This window comes from Streptomyces sp. NPDC031466, assembly GCF_055581265.1.
In genome coordinates this window covers 385,052-407,222 of sequence record NZ_JBVIJT010000003.1, presented here as the reverse complement: position 1 = coordinate 407,222, position 22,171 = coordinate 385,052, and the positions used below count along the sequence as shown (strand labels likewise).

The window sequence follows — 22,171 nt, the reverse complement described above, 5'->3', positions numbered from 1 at the left end:
TTCGCGGGCTGCATCCGGTGTGCGCGGGGTATGACGTACGCATGAGACGGCGGATACGGACGCGCGTGGGTGCCGGGGCGGTGGTGCTCGCCGCCCTGGTGGCGGGTTGCACGGTACGGCCCGCCGGGACGGGGCCGTCCGCGGGCGGTCCCGGTGGCGGCGGCACCGTCCTCGCCGTGAAGATCGACAACGTCCGTCCGGCGCGCCCGCAGACCGGTCTGGACGCCGCGGACATCGTCTACGTCGAGCAGGTGGAGGCGGGGCTGAGCCGGCTGATGGCGGTCTACGCCTCCCGCCTGCCGCCCGTGATCGGCCCGGTGCGCAGCGCGCGCGAGACGGATCTCGAACTGCTGCGGCAGTTCGACCGGCCCGTGCTCGCCTTCTCGGGGGCGCAGTCGAAACTGCTGCCGTTGATCGCCGGCGCGCCCGTGCGGGCCCTGCCGCCCGGCAAGGCGCCGGGGGACGCCTATTACCGGGACGGCGGGCGGGCCGCGCCGCACAACCTCTTCGTACGCCCGAAGGCGCTGAAGGCCGCCCCGCGCGCGGGCGCCCTGGAGAGCACCGGGTTCCGGTTCGGGCCGCGCCCGGCGGGCGGTACCCGGCAGACGCACCGGACGGTCCGCTTCCCCGCGGCGCGCTTCGCCTTCGACTGGGTGGAGTACGAGGGCCGTTGGCGCGTCACTATGGACGGCGAGCGGGCGCGCACCTCAGGGGGCAGGGAGCTGCGCGCCGCCACGGTCGTCGTGCAGTACGTGAAGGTGCGGCGCTCCGCCTTCCACGACCGCTCGGGCAGCGTCACGCCGTTCACCGAGACGGTGGGCGAGGGGACGGCACGCGTGCTGCGGGACGGCCGTTCCTACGAGGCCCGCTGGCGGCGTCCGTCGGCCCAGGACGGCACCCGGTTCACGACCCCCGACGGCAGGCCGCTGCCGTTCGCCGAGGGCCAGGTGTGGGTGGTGTACGCGAAGGCGTGAGGGCCGGGAGGTGTCAGCCCGCGACGCGCCAGGTGAGCTTCTTGGTCAGGAGCTTGCGCAACGCCGGGTCGCGGACCGCGTCGGTGGCGTCGGTGCCCCGCACCGAGACGGTGTGCGCGCGGCCGTCGGCCGGTACGCCCAAGGCGCGCGGCGTCATGCTCTTCTCGCCTCGGCCCTTGTCGGTCGCGTGGCCGTCGACGTACCAGCGCAGCTGGATTCCCTTGCCCGCCTCGACGGTGACGGGCTGTGTGCGGTTCACCTCCCGGTCCGTGCGGGTGGTGGCGCCGATCACCGACGCGTGCCGGTGGAAGCCGGCGATCATCGCCTCGCGGCCGGGCAGGTTGAACTCGCTGCCCAGGGTCCGCATGATCGAGTCCTCAGTGGGCCGGTAGATGCCACGGGGGTAGTAGCCGCCGCCCCGGTACGCGCCGACGGTGCCGCCGTCCGGTGACGTCCGGCCGATCCAGCGGTACCACTTCTTCTTCTGCGCCGTCAGCTGCGCCGCCTTGAGCTTGCTGATGTTCGACTCCCACGGCTCGGCGCCGGTGTAGGTGTCGTACTCGTCGTACCAGTACTCGTCGGCCAGCTTGCCCAGGGAGTGGCCGGTCTCGTGCACGACGATCTGGGAGGACTCGGGGTTGTCGGAGGAGGCGGTGGCTATGCCGTCGTAGCCCGACGGGGAAACGATGTCGTTGTAGCCCGCGCCGCCGTACTTGGTGGAGTTGGCGAGGACGATCACCAGGTCGGCGTCGGCGGCCTTGCTCGCGTACGCCTCGACCTTCTCGGGGTTGACGCACAGCAGGCGCTCGACGTTGTCGCAGTAGAACGACGTGCCGAGAGCGGTTCTCTTGCTCGTGTGGTAGTCCGGATCGCCGCCCACGCCGGACTGCGGGGAGTGGGCCTCCACCGCCCAGACGTTGAACTGCTTCTTGTACGTGCGGTACGGCTCGACCGCGGAGACCTCCTTCCACTTCCTGCGCACGTCGGAGAGGAAGTCCTCCTGCTGGGACTTGGTGTACCCGTCGCCGATGAACACCACGTCGGCCTTGGTGCCGATCGGGCCGTTCCGCACGAGGGAGACGACCTTCCCATCCTGGGCGATGGCCGAGCGCTGCCTGTTGTTCAGCGGGGCGGGGACGGGGATGGTGGTGTGCCGCGGGTGGCTGTCGGGGCCGGGGAAGTACTCGACCTGCTGCTGAGGTCCTTCCGACCGCGCGGACGCGGCGGACGGCGGGGTGCCGGGGGCGGTGTCGGCGGCGGCACCGCCGCCCCCGGCGAGGCCGGCCGCGACGGCCACGCCAGTGGCGACCGCGATCTGGAGCCGGGTACGCCCGGGCCGTCCGCCCGCGCGCCGGCTCGTCCGTACTGATGTGCCGGGTATTCGGCTCCGCATGAGGGTCCTCTCGACATCCGCCGACGAACGGCGCACAACCAAAATGGGCATGACAATACAAGGGGTGGGGTGCCGGGTGCGCCGTCCGAGCGGCCGGCTCGACGCCCGGACCAGCGGGACTGCTCACCGCTGCCGGGGAACTGACCCCGTGACGACGTTGCGCCCCTACCTTGGCGTGGAGCGCTCACGTTTCGCTGACGTTCGGCTCACGCGCCGGTGACGGCTGCCCGCGGCCGGCCTCGGGTGGGCAGGGGCAGGCGCGGGAGGCTCACCGCGCCCCGTACACCGGCTGCGGCGGCTGCGCGTCGGTGAGGAGTCTCCGTGCCGTCTCGCCCGCTTCCGCGGGCGTCCAGCGGGCGCCCTTGTCGGCGGTGGAACCGGGACGCCAGCCCTCCATGACGGTGATGCGGCCGGCCTCCGCCTCGAAGACGCGGCCGGTGACGCCCGCGGAGCCGGCGGCGCCGAGCCAGACGACCAGCGGGGAGACGTTCTCCGGGGCCATCGCGTCGAAGGCGCCGCCCCCGGGGGCCGCCATGGTCTCGGCGAAGGTCCGCTCCGTCATACGGGTCCGGGCGGCGGGGGCGATGGCGTTCACCCGCACTCCGTAGGGCGCGAGTTCGGCGGCGGCGACCATGGTGAGGCCGAGGATGCCGGCCTTCGCGGCGCTGTAGTTGCCCTGCCCCACGCTGCCGAGCAGGCCCGCCCCGGAGCTGGTGTTGACCACGCAGGCGTGCGGTGTCCGCCCGGCCTTCGCCTCGGCCCGCCAGTACGCCGCCGCGTGCTTCAAGGGCAGGAAGTGGCCCGTGAGGTGGACCCGCAGCACGGCGTCCCAGTCGTCCTCGTCGAGGTTGACCAGCATCCGGTCGCGCAGAAAACCCGCGTTGTTGACGAGGGTGTCGAGACGGCCGTACGCGTCCAGGGCGGCCCGTACCAGGGAGGCGGCGCCGTCCGTCGTGGCGATGTCACCGTCGTGCGCGACGGCGTCGCCGCCCGCGGCGCGGATCTCCTCGACCACGGCGAGCGCGGGCCCGCCGGACCCCCCGGAGCCGTCCGGGCCCACCCCGAGGTCGTTGACGACGACCCGTGCGCCCTCGGCCGCGTACGCGCGCGCGTGCGCACGGCCGAGGCCGCGCCCCGCGCCCGTGACGAGCACGACGCGGCCCGCGCAGATTCCGGCCGGGGCGGGGGAAGTCGAGGCGGGGTCGGGCACGGCGGCGGATGCGGCGGGCGAGGTCATGCGGCGACTCCCTTGGGGGGTTCAGCGGTTGACGGAGGCGGCGTCCAGGAACGCCGGGCGTTCACCGCCGCCGTGCAGCTGGAGCGCGGCGCCGCTGATGTACCGGGCGCGGTCGGAGGCGAGGAACACGCAGGCGTCGCCGACGTCGGCAGGGTCCGCGAGACGGCCCAGCGGGACGGTGCGGGCGACCCGTTCGACGCCCTCCTCGTCGCCGTAGTGCAGGTGGGCGCTCTCGGTCCGGGCGAGGCCGAGGACGACCGTGTTGACGCGCACGGCGGGGGCCCATTCGACCGCCATGGTCCGGGCGAGGTTTTCCAGCCCCGCCTTCGCCGCGCCGTAGGCCCCGCTGCCGGGCGAGGGCCGCGTGCCGCTCACACTGCCGATCATCGTGATGCTGCCGCCGTTCTCCTGGGTGCGCATCACCTGACTGGCCGCGACCGAGGCGTACAGCGGGGCGAGCAGGTTCAGTTCGACGATCCTGGCCTGGCGGGCCGGGGCCGCATCGGCGAGGAGGCCGTACGGCGTTCCGCCCGCGTTGTTCACGAGCGCGTCCACCCCGCCGTGGTCGGCGGCCACCGCGTCGAAGAAGGCGGGGACCGCCTCGGCCTCGCGCAGATCCAGCGGGCGGAACTCGGCGGTGGCGCCCGCCGCTTCGACCGGCTCCCCGGGAGGCCGGCGGGCGCAGACGACGACGTGCGCCCCGGCGGCGAGGAAGGCGCGGGCGATTCCGGCGCCGACGCCACGGGTGCCGCCGGTGACGACGACGACCTGTCGGGTGTCAGTCATCGCTGCTACCTTCCTGACTAACAAATGTTTGGTTGAAGGCGTGTGGTCGAAAGGTAGCGGATTCGCTGATGTCTGTCTCCACCTCCGTCACCACCTCCGTCCCGGACGACGGCGTGGCCGTGGTCACCGTCGACCGTCCACCCGTCAACGCCCTGCCCGCGCGGGGGTGGTTCGCGCTGGCGGACGCCGTGCGCGTCGCCGGGCGCGACCCCGCCACGCGCTGCGTGGTGCTGACCGCCGAGGGCCGGGGGTTCAACGCCGGCGTGGACATCAAGGAGCTGCGGCGCGACCGCGGCCACACCGCGCTGCTCGGCGCCAACCGCGGGTGCTACGCCGCGTTCAGCGCGGTGTACGAGTGCGAGGTGCCGGTCGTCGCCGCCGTGCACGGCTTCTGTCTGGGCGGCGGCATAGGACTCGTGGGCAACGCGGACGCGATCGTGGCGAGCGAGGACGCCACCTTCGGGCTGCCCGAGCTGGACCGGGGCGCGCTCGGTGCGGCCACGCACCTGGCCCGCCTGGTCCCCCAGCACCTGATGCGCACCCTGTACTACACCTCGCGCACCGTGACGGCCGCCGAGCTGCACGCCCACGGCTCGGTGTGGCGGGTCGTCCCGCGCGCGCAGCTGCACGAGGCGGCCCTGGCGCTGGCGCACGAGATCGCCCACAAGGACGGCACGCTGCTGCGCCTCGCGAAGGCGGCGATCAACGGCATCGACCCGGTCGACGTCCACCGCAGCTACCGCTTCGAGCAGGGCTTCACCTTCGAGGCGAACCTCAGCGGCCTGGCCGGCCGCATCCGCGGGGACGTCGGACCGCGAGGGGAGGACGGGGCATGACGGACCCGGCACGGACGGCCAAGACGATGACGCCGGAGGAGATCGTCGGGCGCCTGGCGAGCGGGATGACGCTCGGCATCGGCGGCTGGGGTTCCCGCCGCAAGCCGATGGCGCTGGTGCGCGCGCTGCTGCGGTCCGACATCACGGACCTGACGGTCGTGTCGTACGGCGGCCCGGACGTCGGTCTGCTCGCCGCCGCCGGCCGCGTCCGCAAGCTGATCACGGCGTTCACGACGCTCGACTCGATCCCCTTGGAACCGCATTTCCGGGCGGCACGCGAGCGTGGCGCCCTCGAACTCGTCGAGTGGGACGAGGCGATGCTCATGCAGGGCCTCACCGCGGGCGCCCAGCGGCTGCCGTTCCTGCCGATCCGCGCCGGCCTCGGCTCCGACGTGCTGCGCGTCAACCCCGGCCTGCGCACAGTCATTTCGCCCTACGAGGACGGGGAGGAGCTGGTCGCCGTGCCCGCCCTGCGGATGGACGCGGCGCTGGTGCACATGAACCGCGCCGACCGGTTCGGCAACGGCCAGTATCTGGGCCCGGACCCCTACTTCGACGACCTGTTCTGCGAGGCCTCCGACACCGCGTACGTCTCGTGCGAGCGGATCGTCGACTCCGGGGAGCTCACCGCGCACGCGGCGCCCCAGACGATGCTTCTCTCGCGGCACGCGGTGACGGGCGTGACCGAGACACCGCAAGGCGCGCACTTCACGTCGTGCGTGCCCGACTACGGCCGCGACGAGCCCTTCCAGCAGGAGTACGCCACCGCCGCGGCCGACCCCGAGGCCTGGGCGGCCTTCCACGACCGCTTCCTCACCGGCACCGAACAGGACTATCGGCTGGCCGTCGAGGCCTGGCACAAGGAGCAGCGATGACACCGACCGGTGCGCCGACGGCCGGGCGGACGGCCACCCGCGCCGAGTACTGCGTGATCGCCTGCGCCGACGCCTGGCGGGGTGACGGCGAGATCCTCGCGTCCCCGATGGGCACGATCCCCTCCGTCGGCGCGCGCCTGGCCAAGCTGACGTTCTCGCCCGAGCTGCTGCTCACGGACGGTGAGGCACTGCTCATCGGCGACGTCCCGGCGGTGGGCGCCGCCTCGGGTGTGACGGAGGGCTGGCTGCCCTACCGGCGGCATCTGACGATGGTGATGGGCGGGAAGCGGCACGTGATGATGGGCGCGAGCCAGATCGACCGTTTCGGGAACCAGAACATCTCCTGCGTCGGCGACTGGCGGCGACCCCGGCGACAGCTCCTCGGCGTGCGGGGCGCCCCGGCCAACACGGTGAACAACCCGGTGAGTTACTGGATCCCCCGGCATTCGACGCGGGTGTTCGTCGCGAAGGTCGACATGATCAGCGGTGTCGGGTACGACAGCGCGGCCGCCGCCGGGCCCGCCGCGACGCGCTTCCACGAGCTGCGGCGCGTGGTCTCCGACCTCGGCGTCTTCGACTTCGTCACGCCCGATCACTCGATGCGTCTCGTGTCCCTGCATCCGGGCGTCACGCTGGACCAGGTGCGCGGGGCGACCGGCTTCGCGCTCTCGGTACCGGACGAGGTGCCGTGCACGCGGGAGCCGACGGGCGAGGAACTGCGGCTGATCCGCGAGGTGGTGGACCCTCGGGGCCTGCGTGAGCGCGAGGTGCGCGCGTGACGCCGTCCGCGCCCGTCCTCAGGACGGCACTGACCGAGCTGGTCGGGGTGCGGCATCCGCTCGTGCAGACCGGCATGGGCTGGGTGGCGGGCCCCCGGCTGGTGTCGGCCACGGCCAGTGCGGGGGCGCTCGGCATCCTGGCCTCGGCGACCATGCCCGTCGAGCGGCTGCGCGCGGCCGTGCGTGAGGTCAAGTCCCGTACGGACGCGCCGTTCGGGGTGAATCTGCGCGCCGACGCGGGTGACGCGCGCGACCGCGTCCGGGTCATCGTCGAAGAGGGCGTGCGGGTCGCGTCCTTCGCGCTCGCGCCGTCCCGGGAGCTGATCGCCGAGCTGAAGGACGCGGGCGTGGTGGTCATCCCCTCGGTCGGCGCGCGCCGGCATGCCGAGAAGGTCGCCGCGTGGGGCGCGGACGCGGTGCTCGTACAGGGCGGCGAGGGCGGCGGGCACACGGGCGAGGTCGCCACGACGGTTCTGCTGCCGCAGGTGGTCGACGCGGTGGACATTCCCGTGGTCGCGGCGGGCGGGTTCCACGACGGGCGGGGCCTGGTCGCCGCGCTCGCCTACGGCGCGGCGGGGGTGGCGATGGGCACCCGCTTCCTGCTCACCTCGGACTCGACGGTGCCGGACGCGGTCAAGGCGTGCTATCTGGCGGCCACCGTCAAGGACGTCACCGTCACCACGCGCGTGGACGGCCTGCCGCACCGGATGCTGCGCACGGAGCTGGTGGCCGGCCTGGAGAAGTCGGGCCGGATCGCGTCCCTGGCCCGGGCGGTGCGGCACGTCGCGGCGTTCCGGAAGGTCTCCGGTCTGGGCTGGGCGCGCCTCGCGCGCGACGGCCTCGCGATGAAGCACGGCAAGGAGCTGACGTGGGGCCAGGTCCTGCTCGTGGCGAACACGCCGATGATGCTGAAGGCGGCGATGGTGGACGGCCGCCCCGACCTCGGCGTGATGGCCTCCGGCCAGGTGGCGGGAGTGATCGATGACCTGCCGTCGTGCGCGGAACTGGTGGAGCGGGTGATGACGGAGGCGGCGGAGGCAAGGGGCCGATTGGGCCGGCCCTGGTGCCCCTGACCGCTCGCTGGGGGCCACCTGTGAGCCGCCCGCTCGGCGGCAGTGAGCCGGGGGCAGTGAGCCGGGGGCAAGGACTGCCTGAGGCCGCGCCGCGTGGCTCGGCCTCACCGCCGCGCGGCCCGGCGTCAGCGCCGCGCGGGCGACAGGTGGTCCAGTGCCCGGTCGATGAGGCCGTCCGCCCCGCAGCTCCGTGCCAGGGTCAGGCCCCGCTCCAGCTCGGGCGCGGAACCGGTCGCGATGCCGTACTCGACGCGGGCGACCGCGTGTTCGTAGGCACAGGGTGAGGCCTCCAGGTAGGTGACGGCCTTGCGGAGCAGCTCGATGGAGCGCGCTCCGCTCTCCAGGGCGGCCGCGCACCGCAGGGCCTCGCCGATCGCGGTGTCCGTGCCGAACCGCTCGGCCTGTGTGCGGGCGTCCGAGACGAGGCGCCTGGCCCGCTCGGGGTCGTCGTGGGCCAGGGCGCGGGCGAGGTCGTAGGCCCAGGGCGCGAGGACGGTGTTGTACTGTCCGCGCGCGGTGAGCGCCTTCGCCGTCTCTTCCAGGATGTCCAGTCCCTCGCCGGTGCGGCCGCGGGCGAGCAGCAGTCTGCCGCGTACGGACATGGCGTCGGGCACGTAGATCGTGGAGGCGGAGGGCGGCGCGAAGCCGTAGCGGTCGGCGACGGCGCCGGCCTCCTCGGTGTGTCCGCGCGCCAGCAGTGTGTCGATGAGCATGCTGGCCGCCTCCCAGTGCATGGGCAGGCCCTCGCCGACGCGGTCCGCGAGGCGCAGGCTCTCCCGCAGGGAGCGCTCGGCGTCGACCAGTCGGCCGCGCCTGCGGTGGACGTAGCCGAGGAAGGCGTGGGCGAGGGCGAGGTGTCCGCCGCTCCAGCCCGCCGTCTCGTACACGCACACGGCCTCGGTGAACAGGCTCTCCGCACGGTCGAGCCGGTCCGCGAAGGCGTAGGAACCGCCGAGCATCAGCCTGAGTTCGAAGCTCCATTCCGTGTCGGTCCAGCCGAGGCCCGGTGCCAGGCGGCCGTTGACGAGGGCACGGTCGCAGAGCTCGACGACCAGTTCGGCGTTCTCGCCGCGGGTCATGGCGTCGAAGGCCCGCAGGATCAGCAGGGCCCGCTCGGAGTTGTCCCGGCCGGCGAGGGGTCCGGCGAGTGCGGCCAGTCGCCGTGAGCGCCCCGGTGAGTCCTTCTCGCCGGCGTGGATGCCCTCCCACATGTAGCGCACGGCTTGCAGGCGCAGCTTCAAGGGCCCTTGGGCGAGCCGCTCCGCCTCCTCGTCGATGGCCCGCAGGCCTTCTCCGAGCTGGTCGTTGTGGACGAGCGCCTGGGAGAGCCGGCAGACCGCGTCGACGCGCAGCTCCTGGTCGAGGCCGCGCATGGAGAGCGCGTCGCGCAGGTGCGCGATGGTGGTGACGGGCGAGGTCAGGAGTGTGGCGCAGCCCAGTTCGTAGAGCACGCGCGCGTGGATCTCGGGCAGGGGCGGCTCCCGCAGGGCCCGCTCCAGGCAGCGGCGGGCCGCGTCGGGCGCGCCGACCGCGAGGTGTTCGGCCGCTGCCCGGCGCAGCTGCTCGACCATGTTGGGGTCGTCCTCGGGGTGGACTTCGAGCAGGTGCCGGGAGGCGGCCGCCGCGCTCCGGCCTTCCCGGGTGAGGACCTCCGCGGCCACGCCGTGCAGGGCGGTGCGGGTGGCCGCGGGGATCGAGCGGTAGATGGTGCTCGCGATCTGGGGGTGGACGAACTCCAGGGTTTCCGCGTCGCGGAGCAGGATGCGTGCGGCGCAGAGCCGTTCCGTGCAGCGTTCGGCGCTCTCGCGGGACATGGCGGCGAGGCCGGCGGCCATGTCGAGGGGGGTGGCGGTGCCGAGGATGGCGACCGCCCAGGCGAAGCGGGTGGCGTCGGTGCCCAGCTCCTCGAGCCGGGCGACGAGGCCGTGGCCCTTGGCCGAGCGGTTGAGGGCGCGCAGCGCGTCCGCGGAGCTCTCCACCGGTTCCAGTTCGCCGTCCTGCACCTTGGCGAGCAGTTCGACCGACTCGTACGGATTGCCGCCGGTGACCGCCCACACCTCGCGGCAGAAAGGCGCGTCGGCGTGCTCGCCGAGCGTGGCGCGGGTCAGGCCCGCGGCGGCGTCGGGGGTGAGCGCGCGCAGGGTGCTGAACGAGCGGGCCGACGCGCCGGCCGAGGCCAGCTGGCGCAGGCTCTGGCCGGTGGTGTCGCCGGGGCGGTGTGCGATGACGACGAGGACGGGCAGCTCGTCCAGGCGGCGGGCGAAGGCGACCAGCCACTGCAGGGTCTCCTGGTCGGCCCAGTGCGCGTCGTCGACGACGAGGACGAGCGGCCACTTCAGCTGCGCGAGGCGTGCGACCGTTTCGACGAGGCCGTCGCACACGCCCTGGGGGTCGACCTGGCGTCCGCCGGGCTGGACTATGCCGAGGGCCGGGCCCGCGATGTCGTACCAGTCGCCGAGGTATTCGCGGGTCTCCTCGTCGGAGATCGCGATCAGGACGGGCTGGAGGAGCTGGCGCACGACGTTGAACGGGACGGAGGTGACCGCCTCACCGCCGCGTGCGGTCCAGACGGTGGCACCGTGGTCCTCCGCGATGCGCCGCACCTCGGCGAGGAGCGCGGTCTTGCCGATGCCGGCCTCGCCGCTGAAGACGAGCAGGCCGCCCGCGCTCGCGGCGTCCGCGCAGAGCCGCTCGACGGCCTTGGTCGCCGTGGCGAGTTCGGCGTCGCGCTCCCAGAGCGGGGTCCAGGCGGCTCCGCCGGGCCGTCCCTGCGTCATCGCGCTACCTCCCGGGGTCGCTCAATCGACGTACAGGAGTCGAGACTAGCCGGGTCGGGGCCGCTGTGGAGCACGGTCGGCCCAGCTACTCCCACAAGAGGTGAGGAGGATCCTGGCCCCGGCGGCCCGGCGGACTTTTCCGGGAGTGCGGGCACGGGTGGCCCGGCGGGGGCCGGCAGCCGGTCAGAGGCGTTCGATGATCGTCACGTTGGCCTGTCCGCCGCCCTCGCACATCGTCTGGAGGCCGAACCGGCCGCCCGTGCGCTCCAGTTCGTGCAGGAGCGTCGTCATCAGCTTCGCCCCGGTCGCGCCGAGGGGGTGGCCGAGGGCGATCGCGCCACCGTTGGCGTTGACCTTCTCCGGGTCGGCCCCGGTCTCCTCCAGCCAGGCGAGGACGACCGGCGCGAACGCTTCGTTGATCTCCACGAGGTCGATGTCGTCGATGCTCATGCCGGTCTTCTCGAGCGCGTACGCGGTGGCGGGGATCGGCGCGGAGAGCATCCGGATGGGGTCCTCGCCCCGCACGGAGAGGTGGTGGATCCGCGCGCGGGGCGTCAACCCGTGTACGCGCAGGGCCCGTTCGCTCGCGAGCAGCATGGCCGCCGCGCCGTCGGAGACCTGGGAGGAGCACGCGGCGGTGATGGTGCCGCCGTCCACGACGGGTTTCAGGGCCGCCATCTTCTGCGGGGTGGTGTCGCGGCGCGGGCCCTCGTCGGTGGTGACGTCTCCGTACGCGACCAGTTCGCGCGCGAAGCGGCCCTCGTCGAGGGCGCGGATCGCCCGCTGGTGGGAGCGGAGCGCGAACTCCTCCATGTCGCGGCGGGATATCCCCCACTGCTCGGCGATCGCCTGGGCGCCGTGGAACTGGTTCACCGGCAGGTCGCCGTAGCGGGCGCGCCAGCCCTCGCTGCCGGCGTAGGGGCCTTCGGTCAGGCCGAGCGGTTCGGCGGCCTGCCGGGACGCGAAGGCGATGGGGATCATCGACATGTTCTGCGTGCCGCCCGCGACGACGAGGTCCTGGGTGCCGGACAGGACGCCCTGGGCCGCGAAGTGCACGGCCTGCTGGGACGATCCGCACTGCCGGTCGACCGTCACGCCGGGCACCTCTTCGGGGAGCCCGGCCGCGAGCCAGCTGGTGCGGGCGATGTCCCCGGCCTGGGGCCCCACCGTGTCCAGGCAGCCGAAGACGACGTCCTCGACGGCGGCCGGGTCGATGCCGGTGCGCTCCATCAAGGCGTTGAGGACGTGGGCGCCCAGGTCGGCGGGGTGGACCCGGGCGAGCCCTCCCCCGCGCCTGCCGACGGGGGTGCGGACCGCTTCGACGATGTAGGCCTCGGCCATGACTGCGTACTCCTCGGTCGGGCGGCGCCGCGTGGGAACACGCCGCTCAGGTACGTACGGAGATGCCGTCCAGGACCATCGACAGGTACTGGCGGGCGATCTCCTCGGGGCTGTGGCCGCCACCGGGGCGGTACCAGGACGCGGCCACCCAGACGGTGTCGCGCACGAAGCGGTAGGCGAGCCGGACGTCCAGGTCGTCGCGGAAGGCGCCGTCCGCGACACCCCGCTCCAGCGTCGTCAGCCAGGCCTTCTCGAAGCGCTGCTGCGAGTCGGACAGGTACTGGAAGCGCTGCTGGGCGACCAGGTGCCTGGACTCCTTCTGGTAGATCGCGACGGCGGCGCGGTGCCGGTCGATCTCCCTGAAGGACTCGGTCACGAGCGCTTCGAGGGTCGCGCGGGGGTCGAGCCGGGCCTGGAGCACGGAGTCGTACCCGTCCCACAGCTCGGTCAGGAAGGTGCGGAGGATCTCTTCGAGCATCGACTCCTTGGAATCGAAGTGGTAGTAGAGACTGCCGGCGAGCATGCCCGCGGCGTCGGCGATCTTGCGGACCGTGGTGGCGTTGTACCCCTGCTCGGCGAAGACGTCGGCGGCGATGCCGAGCAGTTCGCGGCGCCGCTCGGGCGAGGGACTCACCTGGGTCTTCTTCTTGCCGGGGCGCCGCTGTGCCGCGTCGGTGCTCTGCTGCCGTGCGTTGGTGCTCTGTTTCGGTTTCGACACACGGCCATTCTCCGCCTACGCGTGCTGGCTGCTGACCGAGACGGTCTCGCCCGTCATGTACGAGGAGTAGCCGCTGGCCAGGAAGACGATGACGTTGGCTATCTCCCAGGGCTGCGCGTACCGCCCGAACACCTCCCGCGCGGTGAGTTCCTCCAGGAGCTCCGGGGTGGTCACCTTCGCCAGATGGGGGTGGAGGGCGAGGCTCGGCGCGACCGCGTTGACCCGGATGCCGTGGGGGGCGGCCTCGATCGCGGCGCAGCGGGTGAGGGCCATGACGCCGGCCTTCGCCGCGGCGTAGTGCGCCTGGCCCGCCTGGGCGCGCCAGCCGAGCACCGAGGCGTTGTTCACGATCGCTCCGGCGCGACGGGTGCCGTCGCCGGTCCCCTCGGTGGCCCGCATCCGGCGCAGGGCGGCGCGCAGGCAACGGAAGGTGCCGTTCAGCGTCACGTCGATGACCCTGGTCCACTGCTCGTCGGTCATGTCCGTGATCTGCGCCGTGCCGCCCAGCCCGGCGTTGTTCACCACGATGTCCAGGCGGCCGTGGGCCCGCTCGGCCAAGTCGAACAGGCTCTGGACCTGCGCCTCGTCGGTGACGTCGCACGGGATGCCGTCGATCCGGTCGGCGCCGAACTCCGCCGCGAGTGCCGCGACCGACTCCTTGGTGCGGCGCGCGTGGGCGTCACCTATGACGACGCGCGCCCCCTCTTCCAGGAAGCGGCGGGCGGTGGCGCCGCCGATGCCCGCTCCGGCGGCGGCGGTGATCACCGCGGTGCGGCCCGCGAGCAGATCGTGGCCCGGCAAGGACGCGGGTGCGTCGGCCATGAGCGGCTCCCCCCTGTTCCGGTGCGGCTGTGCCGCCAGGACATTTCCCTCGACTCGGAGTCTCCCCACAAGGTAATCTACCAAACACTTGTTAGGGAAGAGCGGACTGTCAGGGAGAGTGGGGGCTGATGGATCTCGACTTCACCGCCGGGGAAGAGGAGTTCAGGCAGCAGGCGCGGGACTGGCTCGCGGCGCATGTACCGGCCGTGCCTCTCCCCTCTCTGGAGACCGCGGAGGGCTTCGCGGCCCACCGGGAGTGGGAGCGCGAGCTGGCCACCGACCGCTGGTCGGTGGTGTCCTGGCCCGAGGAGTACGGCGGGCAGGGCGTCGACATCGTCAAGTGGCTGGTGTTCGAGGAGGAGTACTACGCGGCAGGGGCGCCGGGCCGCGTCTCGCAGAACGGCATCCATCTGCTCGCGCCGACGCTCTTCGACTTCGGCACCGCCGAGCAGCGGGCACGGGTACTGCCCGCCATGGCGAGCGGCGAGACGATCTGGGCGCAGGCGTGGTCGGAGCCGGAGGCCGGTTCGGACCTCGCCTCCCTGCGTTCCACGGCGCGGCGGGTGGCGGGCGGCTGGCTGCTGCGCGGCCAGAAGACGTGGTCATCGCGTGCGGCGTTCGCGGACCGCGCGTTCGGGCTGTTCCGCAGCGAACCGTACGAGGCCGGGGCGAGCCCGGGTGCCGGCGGTGCGAGCAGGGGCGCAGACACGGCCGGCGTCGGCAGTGCCAGGAGTGGCGTCGGCAGTGCCGGCAGTGGCGTCGGTGAGGCCGGTGCCGGGGGCAAGGCCGAGGCCACGGGGATGTCCGGTGCCGAGGCCACGGGGAAGCCGGGCGGTGTTCCGGCCAAGCCCCACCATGGGCTGACCTATCTGATGTTCCCGCTCGACGCCGAAGGCGTGACGGTCCGTCCCGTCGGTCGCCTGGACGGCAAGCCCGCCTTCGCCGAGCTCTTCCTCGACGACGTCTTCGTGCCGGACGAGGACGTGATCGGCGAGCCGGGCCAAGGCTGGCGCATCGCCATGTCGACCACCGGCAACGAACGCGGTCTGACCCTGCGCTCCCCCGGCCGTTTCCTCGCCTCGGCGGACCGCCTGGTGCGGGACTGGCGGGCGCACGGCGCCCCCTCGGACACCGCGCTGCGTGACCGCGTCGCCGACGCCGTCATCGGCGCGCGCGCCTACGAGCTGTTCACCTGGGCCTGCGCCTCGCGCTTCGCGGCCGGGCAGGCCGTCGGCGCCGAATCCAGCCTCAACAAGGTCTTCTGGTCGGAGTACGACATCGCTCTGCACGAGACGGCGCTCGACCTGCGGGGCCCGGCGGGGGAACTGACGGAGAGCACGGACTGGCTGGAAGGGTACGTCTTCTCGCTCGCCGGCCCCATCTACGCGGGTACGAACGAGATCCAGCGCGACATCATCGCCGAGCGGCTGCTCGGTCTGCCGAAGGGGCGCCGATGAGGTTCCTCCTGGACGAGGAGCAGAGGGAGTTCGCGCGTTCGCTGGACGCGATGCTGGCGGCGGCCGACACCGTGGCGGCCGCACGCGCGTGGGGCGCAGGTGATCTCGGGCCGGGGCGTGCGGTGTGGGCGCGGCTCGCGGACATGGGCGTCTTCGCGCTGCCGGTTCCGCAGGCGTACGACGGGGTGGGCCCGCTGCCCGTCGAAACCGCCGTCGCGTTCGTGGAGTTGGGGCGGCACGCCGTGCCGGGGCCGGCCGTCGAGACGGTGGCCGCGGCGGCACTGCTCACTCGCCTGGCGGAAGAGGGCGAGCCGGGGCCGGCCGAGCGGTTCCTGCCCGCGCTCGCCTCCGGCGCGCTGAACGCGACGCTGGCTCTCCCGGAAGGGAGTCCGTACGCCCTGGACACGGAGGCGGCGGGCGTGATCCTGGCCGTGTCCGGCGACGAGTTGCGGCTCGCTCCCGGGCACGCGCGCGTACGTCAGTCCCTCGACCCCGCCCGCCGCCTGGCCGCCCCGCTGCCCGGCGGCGAACTGCTCGCCCACGGAGCGGCCGTGACGGCGGCCGCGCGGCACGCGACGCAGTGGGCGGCGCTCGCCACGGCCGCGCAGGCGCTCGGCGTCGGGCTCGCGCTGCTGGACAGGACCGTGGCGTACGTGAAGCAGCGCACGCAGTTCGGTTCGCCGATCGGGGCCTTCCAGGCCGTCAAGCACCGCCTCGCGGATGTCCTGGTGCGCCTGGAGTTCGCCCGGCCGCTGGTGCTCGGCGCCGCGTCGACCATGGCGCCGGCGGATGTCGCCGCCGCCAAGGTGACCGCGGGCGATGCGGTGTACGGCGCCGCTCGCGCGGCCCTCCAGTTGCACGGGGCCATCGGCTACACCGCCGAGTTCGACCTCTCCCTGTGGCTCACGAAGGCGCGTGCGTTGCGCGGGGCGTGGGGAGCCCCGGGGGTGTGGCGGGGACAGGTCCTGGCCGAGTGACGGCTGACGGCTGACGGCTGACGGCTGACGGGCCGGGCGTACGTCACTCGGGCGGCCCGTACGCGGCACGCCCCCGCCGGGCCGGGCACGGCCGTGGAAGCGGCCCGGCGCCCCGGGCTGCACCCCGTGCCGCTTTCGCGGAAGACGCGTCACCCCTCTCCCCCGGGATGCGATGATCAAGGTCAAGGGTGAGCCGACCGAGAAGGAGGCCCCACGTGCGCGTGATCGGGCTCATGTCAGGGACCTCGTACGACGCGATCGACGCCGCGGCCGCCGATCTGACCCTCGACGGGGACCGCCTGACGCTCACCCCCCTCGGGCTGATCAACCGCGGCTACGACGAGGGGCTGCGCGCCTCGCTCGCCGCCGCGCTGCCGCCCGCGCCCACCACGCTCGCCGACGTATGCCACCTGGACACCGCCATCGGCCGCGCGTTCGCCGCCGCGGCCGTCGAGGCGGACCGCGAACTGTGCGACGGGCAGGCGCGGTTGGTCGCCTCGCACGGCCAGACGGTCTACCACTGGGTGGCGGACGGGCAGACGCACGGCACCCTGCAGATCGGGCAGCCCGCGTGGATCGCGGAGGCGACGGGGCTGCCGGTGGTGGCCGACTTCCGCCCGCGCGACATCGCCGCGGGCGGCCAGGGCGCGCCCCTGGTGAGCCTCGTCGACCGGATGTGGCTGCGCGACCGCCCCGGCACCCCCGTCGCGCTGAACCTCGGCGGCATCGCCAACATCACCGCCGCCGACGGCACGGCCTTCGACACGGGCCCCGCCAACGCCCTGGTCGACGCCGTGGTGGCCGAGGTGACGGGCGGCCGCCTCACCTATGACCTGGACGGTGAGATCGCCCTGCGCGGCACCGTCCACCAAGGCCTCCTCGACCGCCTCCTCGCCGAGCCGTACTACGCCCGTCCGGCGCCCAAGACGACCGGCAAGGAACTGTTCCATCTGCCGTACCTGCGTACGGCGTTGAAGGGGTACGAGGCGCTGCCCACCGAGGACGTCGTCGCCACGCTCACCCGGCTCACCGCCCGTACGGTCGCCCACGCCGTGCGCTCGGTGCGGGCCTCGGAGGTCATCGCCTCGGGCGGCGGGACGCGCAATCCCGCGCTGATGGCCTTTCTGCGGGCGGAGTTGGGCGTCGGCGTGCCGGTGCGGACCTCGGACGAGCTGGGACTGCCGGCCGCGGCGAAGGAGGCGTACGCCTTCGCCGTCCTCGGCTTCCTGACGCTGCACGGCCTGCCGGGGACGGTCCCGACGAGCACGGGGGCCCGCCACGCGAGCGTGCTGGGCTCGATCACCCCGGGCCGGCGGGGCACGCCGTGGCCCGAGACGGTCCCGGAGAAGGTGGCCCCCACGCGGTTGGTCGTCAACGGACATGGGAGCGGGGCACGGTAGGCGGCCGCCTCCCCGGTCCGAGGACGCCGCCTTTCGACCGGCCCCTCTCATGCCCCTTTCACGCGGGGCTCATACTCTGGCGCCCATGACGCAGATGACTCCCCCAGGCTGGTACCCCGACCCCGGCCAGACCGCCGGCGGTCCTCCCACCGAGCGCTGGTGGGACGGGAACGTGTGGACGGATCAGGTGCGCGCCGCCCAGAACGCGCACGCCCATCCGACTCAGCCGGCCTTCCCGGCGTATCCGGGGCAGCCCCCCGCGCCACGGCGAGGCCTGCGCGTGGCGATAGCCGTCGGCGTGGTGCTGGTCGTCCTCGCCGGGATAGGCGGCGGCGTGTACGCGCTGACCTCCGGTGACGACGGCGACGGCGACGCCGGCTCCGCGGCGCGGAAGCCGTCGACCGGCGCCCCCGAGGAGCCCGGCAAGCCCGGGGCGACGCAGACCCCCGAGGGCCCCGGGGCGCCGAGCGCGCCGGGCCAGGAGAAGGGCTTCGCGAGCGACCCCGTCAGCGGCATCAAGATACCGGTGCCGGACGGCTGGACGGGCGGCACCACCCAGCGCGGCGCCGCGGTGCAGACCGCCCCGATCCCCTGCCCCGGGAACGCCGAGGAGCAGTGCACCCGCGGCAGCGCGTACTCCCAGACCGCCGAGCGCCTGCACCTCGACGGCAAGACGCCCGAGGCGGCCGCCAAGGCGGACATCAAGACGAACGCGAAGGAAGGGTACGGCGGCAAGACATACGGCCGGATCACCTCGCACAAGGTCCTGGCGTCCAAGTCGATCACTGTGGCGGGCCAGAAGGGCTACTACGTCCGCTGGAAGGCCGTGACGGAGAAGAGCGACGACGGCTACGTCGAGTCGCTCGCCTTCCCCTCCCCCGCCGACAAGTCGAAGCTCGTCATCGTCCGCATGGGCATCGACGTCAATCCCAAGGCCCCCTCGCCGTCCGCCATGGACCAGATCGCCAAGGGCATCAAGGCCGGTCCCACCGGTGACGGCGGGGCGGGAGCCGGACAGGAGGTCTGAGCGCGGTCCGACGCCCGGCGCACGGACCCAAAGGGCCGGGCGGGGTTCCTCGCCGCTCACGAGGAACCCCGTCCGGCCCGGGGGTGCGCGCCGCCCCCGTCCCCACGGTGCGGCGCGGGCAGGCCCGAGTCCCGTCATCCCACGGACTCGGGCCCACGATCAGGTGAGGCCGAGCGCGGGCAGCACGCAGGCCTCGACGAACCGACTCAGATACTCCTCGTCGGCGTGGGCGCCCTCGATGATGGGCCGCGCCCGCAGCACGCCGAACAGCTGCACCGTGAGGAATTCCACCGCCGGGTGGCCCCCGGCGATCTCGCCGCGCTCGACGCCGCGCCGGATGATCGCGTCCATGGCCTGGAGCTCCGGTTCGACCAGCGTCTCGCGCAGCACCCGGCGCAGGTCGACGTCCTGCAGGACCGCGTGGCTGAGCGCCTGGACCAGCATCGTGTCCCGCCCCGACTGCTCACCCGCGGCGCGGGCCGCCTCGCGCAGGTCGCCGGCGAGACTGCCGGTGTCGATGCCCGCGAAGCGCACGCACCGGTTGGCGCGCAGGGCCGCCGCGACGAACTGCGGCTTGGTCTTCCACTGGCGGTAGAGCGTGGACTTGCTGCACCGGGTGCGGGCGGCCACGCCCTCCATGGTCAGCGCCTCATAGCCGCACTCGCGGAGCTGGTCGAGGACGGCGTCGTAGAACTCCTGCTCACGCTCGGGCGTGATCTTCGAGCGACTCGACGTCGACGTCATGACTCTTCCCCTCGGTACGGCGGCCGGTCCCGCTGGAACGACCCTCATCGATACGCCAGTGTACCGGTACGTCGACGTATCGGTACACTGGCGTATCGATGAGTGGGGCGATCCCCCGCTCGGCACCGCACTACCCAGTCATCACGCAAAGGGGCCGGGGGATGGAATCCCGAACCGAGCCTGTCGAACGGGAGCCGGACAGCATGGTCCGGACGCCGGACACGAACGTCCGGAAGCCGGACACATCTGCCCGACCGCCCCTCGTCCGCGAGCTCCTCCTCGTCGCAGGACTCTTTCTCGTCTACAAATTCGGCAGGCAGCTCGCCAACGGCCACACCGGCGAGGCGTTCCGCAACGCGCACCGCGTGTGGGACGCCGAGCGGGCCCTGCGCCTGCCCGGTGAGGGCGGCGTGCAGGACGCGCTGCTGAGCAGCGAGACGCTGATCCACGTCGCGAACACCTACTACGCGACCGTGCACTTCCCGGCCACGCTGCTCTTCCTGGTCTGGCTCTACGCGCGCCGTCCCCGGCACTACGTCTGGACCCGGCGGGTCCTTGCCGCGCTGACCGCGGCCGCGCTCGTGCTGCACCTCGGCTTCCCGCTCGCGCCGCCCCGGATGCTGGCCGCCGCGCACCTCATGGACACGGCGCGGGTCTACGGGCCCTCGGTGTACGCCGCGAAGCCCGCGACGGACACCATGGCCAACCAGTTCGCGGCCATGCCCTCCCTGCACTTCGGGTGGGCGCTGATGCTCGCCATCGGCATGATCGTCGCGACGTCGACGCGGTGGCGCTGGCTGTGGCTGCTGCACCCGCTGCTGACGCTCCTCGTGATCGTCGGCACCGCGAACCACTACTGGCTGGACGCGATCGCCGCGAGCGCCCTGCTCGGCGTCGCCCTCGCGGTGATCCGGCTGCCGCGCCCGGCTCCGTCGCTGGTCGTACGGCGCTCCGGGGCCGGGCTCGCGCCCGAGCCCCACCCGGGCTCTTCCACCCCGCCGGCCGCGCCCGCGCTGACCGTCTCGGGGGCACACCGATGAGCGCCACCCTTGTCGCCGTCGTCCTCTCCCTCGTCTCGGCGGGCGCCTACGCCGCCGCGGCCGTGGCCCAGGAGCGGCTCGCCTCCCGGGTCGCCGACGGGGAGAGCGGCGCGCTGCGGATGCTCGCGAGCGGCGTCTGGTGGTCCTCGGTCGGGCTCAACGCGGCCGCCGCCCTGCTGCACGTGGCCGCGTTGAAGTACGGGCCGCTCACCCTGGTCCAGCCGCTGGGGGCGCTCACCCTCGTCGCCGCCGTGCCCCTCGGCGCGCGGCTCGCCGGGCGCCGGGTCACCCGCCTGGAGTGGCGCGGCACCGGTCTCACGCTCATGGGCCTCGGCGCGCTGCTCCTGACCGCATCGGGTCCGGCGCCGGACGACACCCTCACGGTGCCCGAGGCGCTGGTCGTGTCCGCCGCCACCATGGCGGTCATCGGGTTGCTCTCGCGCCCGGGAGCCCGGCCGGGACTGCGGCACGCGACCGCGTCCGGTTTCGCCTCCGGCGTCGCCTCGGCGCTCACGCAGACCGTGACGGTCGCCGTGACCGACCGCTCGGGCCCGCTGCTCAGCCCGCAGGTGATCGTCGTGGCGCTGCTGGTCGCGGCCTTCGCCGCCGGTGGGCTGCTGCTCTCGCAGACCGCCTACCGCGGCGGCCTCGGCGCGCCGCTCGCCGTGGTGACCCTGTCCAACCCGCTGGCGGCCTCCGTCATCGGCGTCGCGCTGCTCGGCGAGCGGCTGCGGGGCGGGGCCGGCGGGCTCCTGCTCGCGGTCGCGGGCGCGGCGGTGGCGGCGTACGGGGTCCTGGTGCTCACCCGCTCCCCGCGGCTGCCCGGGGACGAGCCGGCGACGCCCGACTACCTGCCGTCGATCCCCTCCCCGGCCGTGGAACCGGCGGCGCTGCGGCTGTCACGGCCCTGACGGCGTCGCCGTTTTCGTTCATCGGCCGAGGGGCCGGGTCACCCGAAGCCGCGGGCGTCCTGCTTGAGGGCCGTGTCGACCGTGAGCGCCGTCGCCACCACGAGGCTCAGGAGCGGCTCGGGCAGCTGGTAGTGGATCTGCAGGACGTAGTTGTCCGCGGTGGTGAACATGGTCTTGGCGAGACCTTCCCAGGTCTTCGTGATCCGGGCGACCTCGTTATCCGCGTGGTCGACGATCGCGAAGTTCCAGGCGCGCCAGTTCTCCGCCTTGATGGCGCCGATCCGCTGGCCGTTGACCATCATCGCGAAGTTGATCTTGCCGATCATGTTCTGCTGGACGATCTCACCGACCGGCTGCCCGTCCGCGCGCTCGACGATCACCCGTGATTTCATGAACTTCGCCGGGCGGGTCAGCAGCATCTGCGGGCGGCCGTGCGCGTCGCGGATCTCCAGCTTGTGGGTCATGAACTGGTCGAGGCTGGAGACGAAGCGCGCGACCTTCTTCAGCGTGCTCTGGCCCACCTGCACGACCGTGCCGAGCGTGTTGCCCGACTGGTCCATGACGCTGTACTCGTTGGTCAGCTCGATGAGCTTGGCCTTCTGGTTCACCACCAGGACCGGCTCCGTGAACAGCGTGCCGCCGCCCTGCGCGGACGGCGCGACGCCGGCCTGCCGCTGGACCTGGCGCTGCACCTTCGCGGGGTCGGCGGCCGGGGGCGCCACCGGCGCGGCCTGCGGCTGGGCCGGCGCGTGGCCGAACTGGCCCTGCGGCCCGCCGAACTGGCCCTGCGGGGCCTGCGGCTGCTGCGGGACCTGCTGGGCCGGGTTGGTGTGCTGGGTCCACTGGGAGCCGTCCCACCAGCGGAGCTGCTGGGGGTCGCCCTGGGGGTCCGGGTACCAGCCTGCAGGAGTGTTCGAATGCGTTGTCACCCGGGTGACCCTACCCTCAGGCCACCGGGCGCCCACCAGTCCCTCGGGCGTGGCCGGCGCCTCGATCCGACCCGC

20 protein-coding genes are annotated in these 22,171 nt (G+C 73.4%); 11 read left to right on the top strand and 9 right to left on the bottom strand.

Translation table 11 applies throughout. The annotated features are described in order from the left end of the window. The first annotated feature begins 41 nt into the window (after positions 1–41). A complete protein-coding gene (locus tag ACZ5GP_RS07810) occupies positions 42–974 on the top strand; it encodes a DUF3048 domain-containing protein (RefSeq protein ID WP_468749947.1) in 933 nt (310 codons plus the stop codon). 13 nt (positions 975–987) lie between these two features. Here ACZ5GP_RS07810 and ACZ5GP_RS07805 read toward each other — a convergent pair whose 3' ends face one another. From ACZ5GP_RS07805 to ACZ5GP_RS07795, 3 genes are all read right to left on the bottom strand, one after another. Further along, a complete protein-coding gene (locus ACZ5GP_RS07805) occupies positions 988–2,367 on the bottom strand; it encodes a M64 family metallopeptidase (RefSeq protein WP_468749946.1) in 1,380 nt (459 codons plus the stop codon). 268 nt (positions 2,368–2,635) lie between these two features. Further along, positions 2,636–3,604 (bottom strand): SDR family oxidoreductase, encoded by a 969-nt coding sequence (locus ACZ5GP_RS07800; RefSeq protein ID WP_468749945.1) that lies wholly within the window; start codon positions 3,602–3,604, stop codon positions 2,636–2,638. Between the two features lie 21 nt (positions 3,605–3,625). After that, the gene (locus tag ACZ5GP_RS07795) at positions 3,626–4,390 is read right to left on the bottom strand and encodes an SDR family oxidoreductase (RefSeq protein ID WP_468749944.1); all 765 of its coding nucleotides are present in this window, start codon (positions 4,388–4,390) and stop codon (positions 3,626–3,628) included. 68 nt (positions 4,391–4,458) lie between these two features. On the opposite strand from ACZ5GP_RS07795, the gene ACZ5GP_RS07790 reads away from it, so the two are divergent. From ACZ5GP_RS07790 to ACZ5GP_RS07775, 4 genes are read left to right on the top strand one after another with little or no spacing between them, the layout of a single operon-like run. Further along, positions 4,459–5,226, top strand: a complete 768-nt coding sequence (locus ACZ5GP_RS07790; RefSeq protein ID WP_468749943.1) for an enoyl-CoA hydratase family protein — start codon at positions 4,459–4,461, stop codon at positions 5,224–5,226. Next, the gene (locus ACZ5GP_RS07785; RefSeq protein ID WP_468749942.1) at positions 5,223–6,101 is read left to right on the top strand and encodes a CoA transferase subunit A; all 879 of its coding nucleotides are present in this window, start codon (positions 5,223–5,225) and stop codon (positions 6,099–6,101) included. Before ACZ5GP_RS07790 ends, ACZ5GP_RS07785 begins: the two co-directional genes overlap by 4 nt. Then, positions 6,098–6,880, top strand: coding sequence for a CoA-transferase subunit beta (locus tag ACZ5GP_RS07780; RefSeq protein WP_468749941.1), 783 nt, complete (start codon positions 6,098–6,100; stop codon positions 6,878–6,880). Before ACZ5GP_RS07785 ends, ACZ5GP_RS07780 begins: the two co-directional genes overlap by 4 nt. After that, complete coding sequence (locus ACZ5GP_RS07775; RefSeq protein WP_468749940.1) at positions 6,877–7,953, top strand: NAD(P)H-dependent flavin oxidoreductase; 1,077 nt, start codon at positions 6,877–6,879, stop codon at positions 7,951–7,953. The genes ACZ5GP_RS07780 and ACZ5GP_RS07775 overlap by 4 nt, the downstream gene beginning before the upstream one ends. Before the next feature lie 125 nt (positions 7,954–8,078). On the opposite strand, the gene ACZ5GP_RS07770 is transcribed toward ACZ5GP_RS07775, so the two are convergent. The 4 genes from ACZ5GP_RS07770 to ACZ5GP_RS07755 form a co-directional block, all read right to left on the bottom strand. Beyond that, entirely contained in the window at positions 8,079–10,730 is a 2,652-nt protein-coding gene (locus ACZ5GP_RS07770) for an ATP-binding protein (RefSeq protein ID WP_468749939.1), read from the bottom strand. A gap of 183 nt (positions 10,731–10,913) precedes the next feature. Beyond that, positions 10,914–12,071, bottom strand: coding sequence for an acetyl-CoA C-acetyltransferase (locus tag ACZ5GP_RS07765; protein ID WP_468749938.1), 1,158 nt, complete (start codon positions 12,069–12,071; stop codon positions 10,914–10,916). Between the two features lie 46 nt (positions 12,072–12,117). Beyond that, on the bottom strand, positions 12,118–12,705 hold the full coding sequence (locus ACZ5GP_RS07760; RefSeq protein ID WP_468750161.1) for a TetR/AcrR family transcriptional regulator: 588 nt from the start codon (positions 12,703–12,705) through the stop codon (positions 12,118–12,120). A 99-nt stretch (positions 12,706–12,804) separates the two neighbouring features. Next, a complete protein-coding gene (locus ACZ5GP_RS07755; RefSeq protein WP_468749937.1) occupies positions 12,805–13,611 on the bottom strand; it encodes an SDR family oxidoreductase in 807 nt (268 codons plus the stop codon). A 128-nt stretch (positions 13,612–13,739) separates the two neighbouring features. On the opposite strand from ACZ5GP_RS07755, the gene ACZ5GP_RS07750 reads away from it, so the two are divergent. The 4 genes from ACZ5GP_RS07750 to ACZ5GP_RS07735 all read left to right on the top strand — a co-directional run bounded on the left by ACZ5GP_RS07750 (position 13,740) and on the right by ACZ5GP_RS07735 (position 18,472). Then, positions 13,740–15,068, top strand: coding sequence for an acyl-CoA dehydrogenase family protein (locus ACZ5GP_RS07750; protein WP_468749936.1), 1,329 nt, complete (start codon positions 13,740–13,742; stop codon positions 15,066–15,068). After that, complete coding sequence (locus tag ACZ5GP_RS07745) at positions 15,065–16,045, top strand: acyl-CoA dehydrogenase family protein (protein WP_468749935.1); 981 nt, start codon at positions 15,065–15,067, stop codon at positions 16,043–16,045. The genes ACZ5GP_RS07750 and ACZ5GP_RS07745 overlap by 4 nt, the downstream gene beginning before the upstream one ends. 215 nt (positions 16,046–16,260) lie before the next feature. Next, the gene (locus tag ACZ5GP_RS07740; protein WP_468749934.1) at positions 16,261–17,445 is read left to right on the top strand and encodes an anhydro-N-acetylmuramic acid kinase; all 1,185 of its coding nucleotides are present in this window, start codon (positions 16,261–16,263) and stop codon (positions 17,443–17,445) included. Positions 17,446–17,530: 85 nt separating this feature from the next. After that, positions 17,531–18,472 (top strand): DUF2510 domain-containing protein, encoded by a 942-nt coding sequence (locus tag ACZ5GP_RS07735; RefSeq protein WP_468749933.1) that lies wholly within the window; start codon positions 17,531–17,533, stop codon positions 18,470–18,472. 159 nt (positions 18,473–18,631) lie between these two features. On the opposite strand, the gene ACZ5GP_RS07730 is transcribed toward ACZ5GP_RS07735, so the two are convergent. Next, positions 18,632–19,216 carry a TetR/AcrR family transcriptional regulator gene (locus ACZ5GP_RS07730; RefSeq protein WP_468749932.1) on the bottom strand — a complete coding sequence of 195 codons (585 nt, stop codon included), beginning with the start codon at positions 19,214–19,216 and terminating at the stop codon, positions 18,632–18,634. Positions 19,217–19,377: 161 nt separating this feature from the next. Here ACZ5GP_RS07730 and ACZ5GP_RS07725 point away from each other — a divergent pair, with 161 nt between their 5' ends. Further along, positions 19,378–20,256, top strand: coding sequence for a phosphatase PAP2 family protein (locus ACZ5GP_RS07725; protein ID WP_468749931.1), 879 nt, complete (start codon positions 19,378–19,380; stop codon positions 20,254–20,256). Next, positions 20,253–21,167: a DMT family transporter gene (locus ACZ5GP_RS07720; protein WP_468749930.1), complete on the top strand. Its 915-nt coding sequence runs from the start codon at positions 20,253–20,255 to the stop codon at positions 21,165–21,167. Before ACZ5GP_RS07725 ends, ACZ5GP_RS07720 begins: the two co-directional genes overlap by 4 nt. Positions 21,168–21,205: 38 nt before the next feature. Here ACZ5GP_RS07720 and ACZ5GP_RS07715 read toward each other — a convergent pair whose 3' ends face one another. After that, positions 21,206–22,096, bottom strand: a complete 891-nt coding sequence (locus ACZ5GP_RS07715) for an LURP-one-related family protein (protein WP_468749929.1) — start codon at positions 22,094–22,096, stop codon at positions 21,206–21,208. Positions 22,097–22,171: the final 75 nt, after the last annotated feature.

Coding starts and splice junctions, on each gene's coding strand:
- ACZ5GP_RS07810 (WP_468749947.1), top strand. CDS start 42: ATGAGACGGCGGATACGGACGCGCGTGGGTGCCGGGGCGGTGGTGCTC.
- ACZ5GP_RS07805 (WP_468749946.1), bottom strand. CDS start 2,367: ATGCGGAGCCGAATACCCGGCACATCAGTACGGACGAGCCGGCGCGCG.
- ACZ5GP_RS07800 (WP_468749945.1), bottom strand. CDS start 3,604: ATGACCTCGCCCGCCGCATCCGCCGCCGTGCCCGACCCCGCCTCGACT.
- ACZ5GP_RS07795 (WP_468749944.1), bottom strand. CDS start 4,390: ATGACTGACACCCGACAGGTCGTCGTCGTCACCGGCGGCACCCGTGGC.
- ACZ5GP_RS07790 (WP_468749943.1), top strand. CDS start 4,459: ATGTCTGTCTCCACCTCCGTCACCACCTCCGTCCCGGACGACGGCGTG.
- ACZ5GP_RS07785 (WP_468749942.1), top strand. CDS start 5,223: ATGACGGACCCGGCACGGACGGCCAAGACGATGACGCCGGAGGAGATC.
- ACZ5GP_RS07780 (WP_468749941.1), top strand. CDS start 6,098: ATGACACCGACCGGTGCGCCGACGGCCGGGCGGACGGCCACCCGCGCC.
- ACZ5GP_RS07770 (WP_468749939.1), bottom strand. CDS start 10,730: ATGACGCAGGGACGGCCCGGCGGAGCCGCCTGGACCCCGCTCTGGGAG.
- ACZ5GP_RS07765 (WP_468749938.1), bottom strand. CDS start 12,071: ATGGCCGAGGCCTACATCGTCGAAGCGGTCCGCACCCCCGTCGGCAGG.
- ACZ5GP_RS07755 (WP_468749937.1), bottom strand. CDS start 13,611: ATGGCCGACGCACCCGCGTCCTTGCCGGGCCACGATCTGCTCGCGGGC.
- ACZ5GP_RS07750 (WP_468749936.1), top strand. CDS start 13,740: ATGGATCTCGACTTCACCGCCGGGGAAGAGGAGTTCAGGCAGCAGGCG.
- ACZ5GP_RS07745 (WP_468749935.1), top strand. CDS start 15,065: ATGAGGTTCCTCCTGGACGAGGAGCAGAGGGAGTTCGCGCGTTCGCTG.
- ACZ5GP_RS07735 (WP_468749933.1), top strand. CDS start 17,531: ATGACGCAGATGACTCCCCCAGGCTGGTACCCCGACCCCGGCCAGACC.
- ACZ5GP_RS07730 (WP_468749932.1), bottom strand. CDS start 19,216: ATGACGTCGACGTCGAGTCGCTCGAAGATCACGCCCGAGCGTGAGCAG.
- ACZ5GP_RS07725 (WP_468749931.1), top strand. CDS start 19,378: ATGGAATCCCGAACCGAGCCTGTCGAACGGGAGCCGGACAGCATGGTC.
- ACZ5GP_RS07720 (WP_468749930.1), top strand. CDS start 20,253: ATGAGCGCCACCCTTGTCGCCGTCGTCCTCTCCCTCGTCTCGGCGGGC.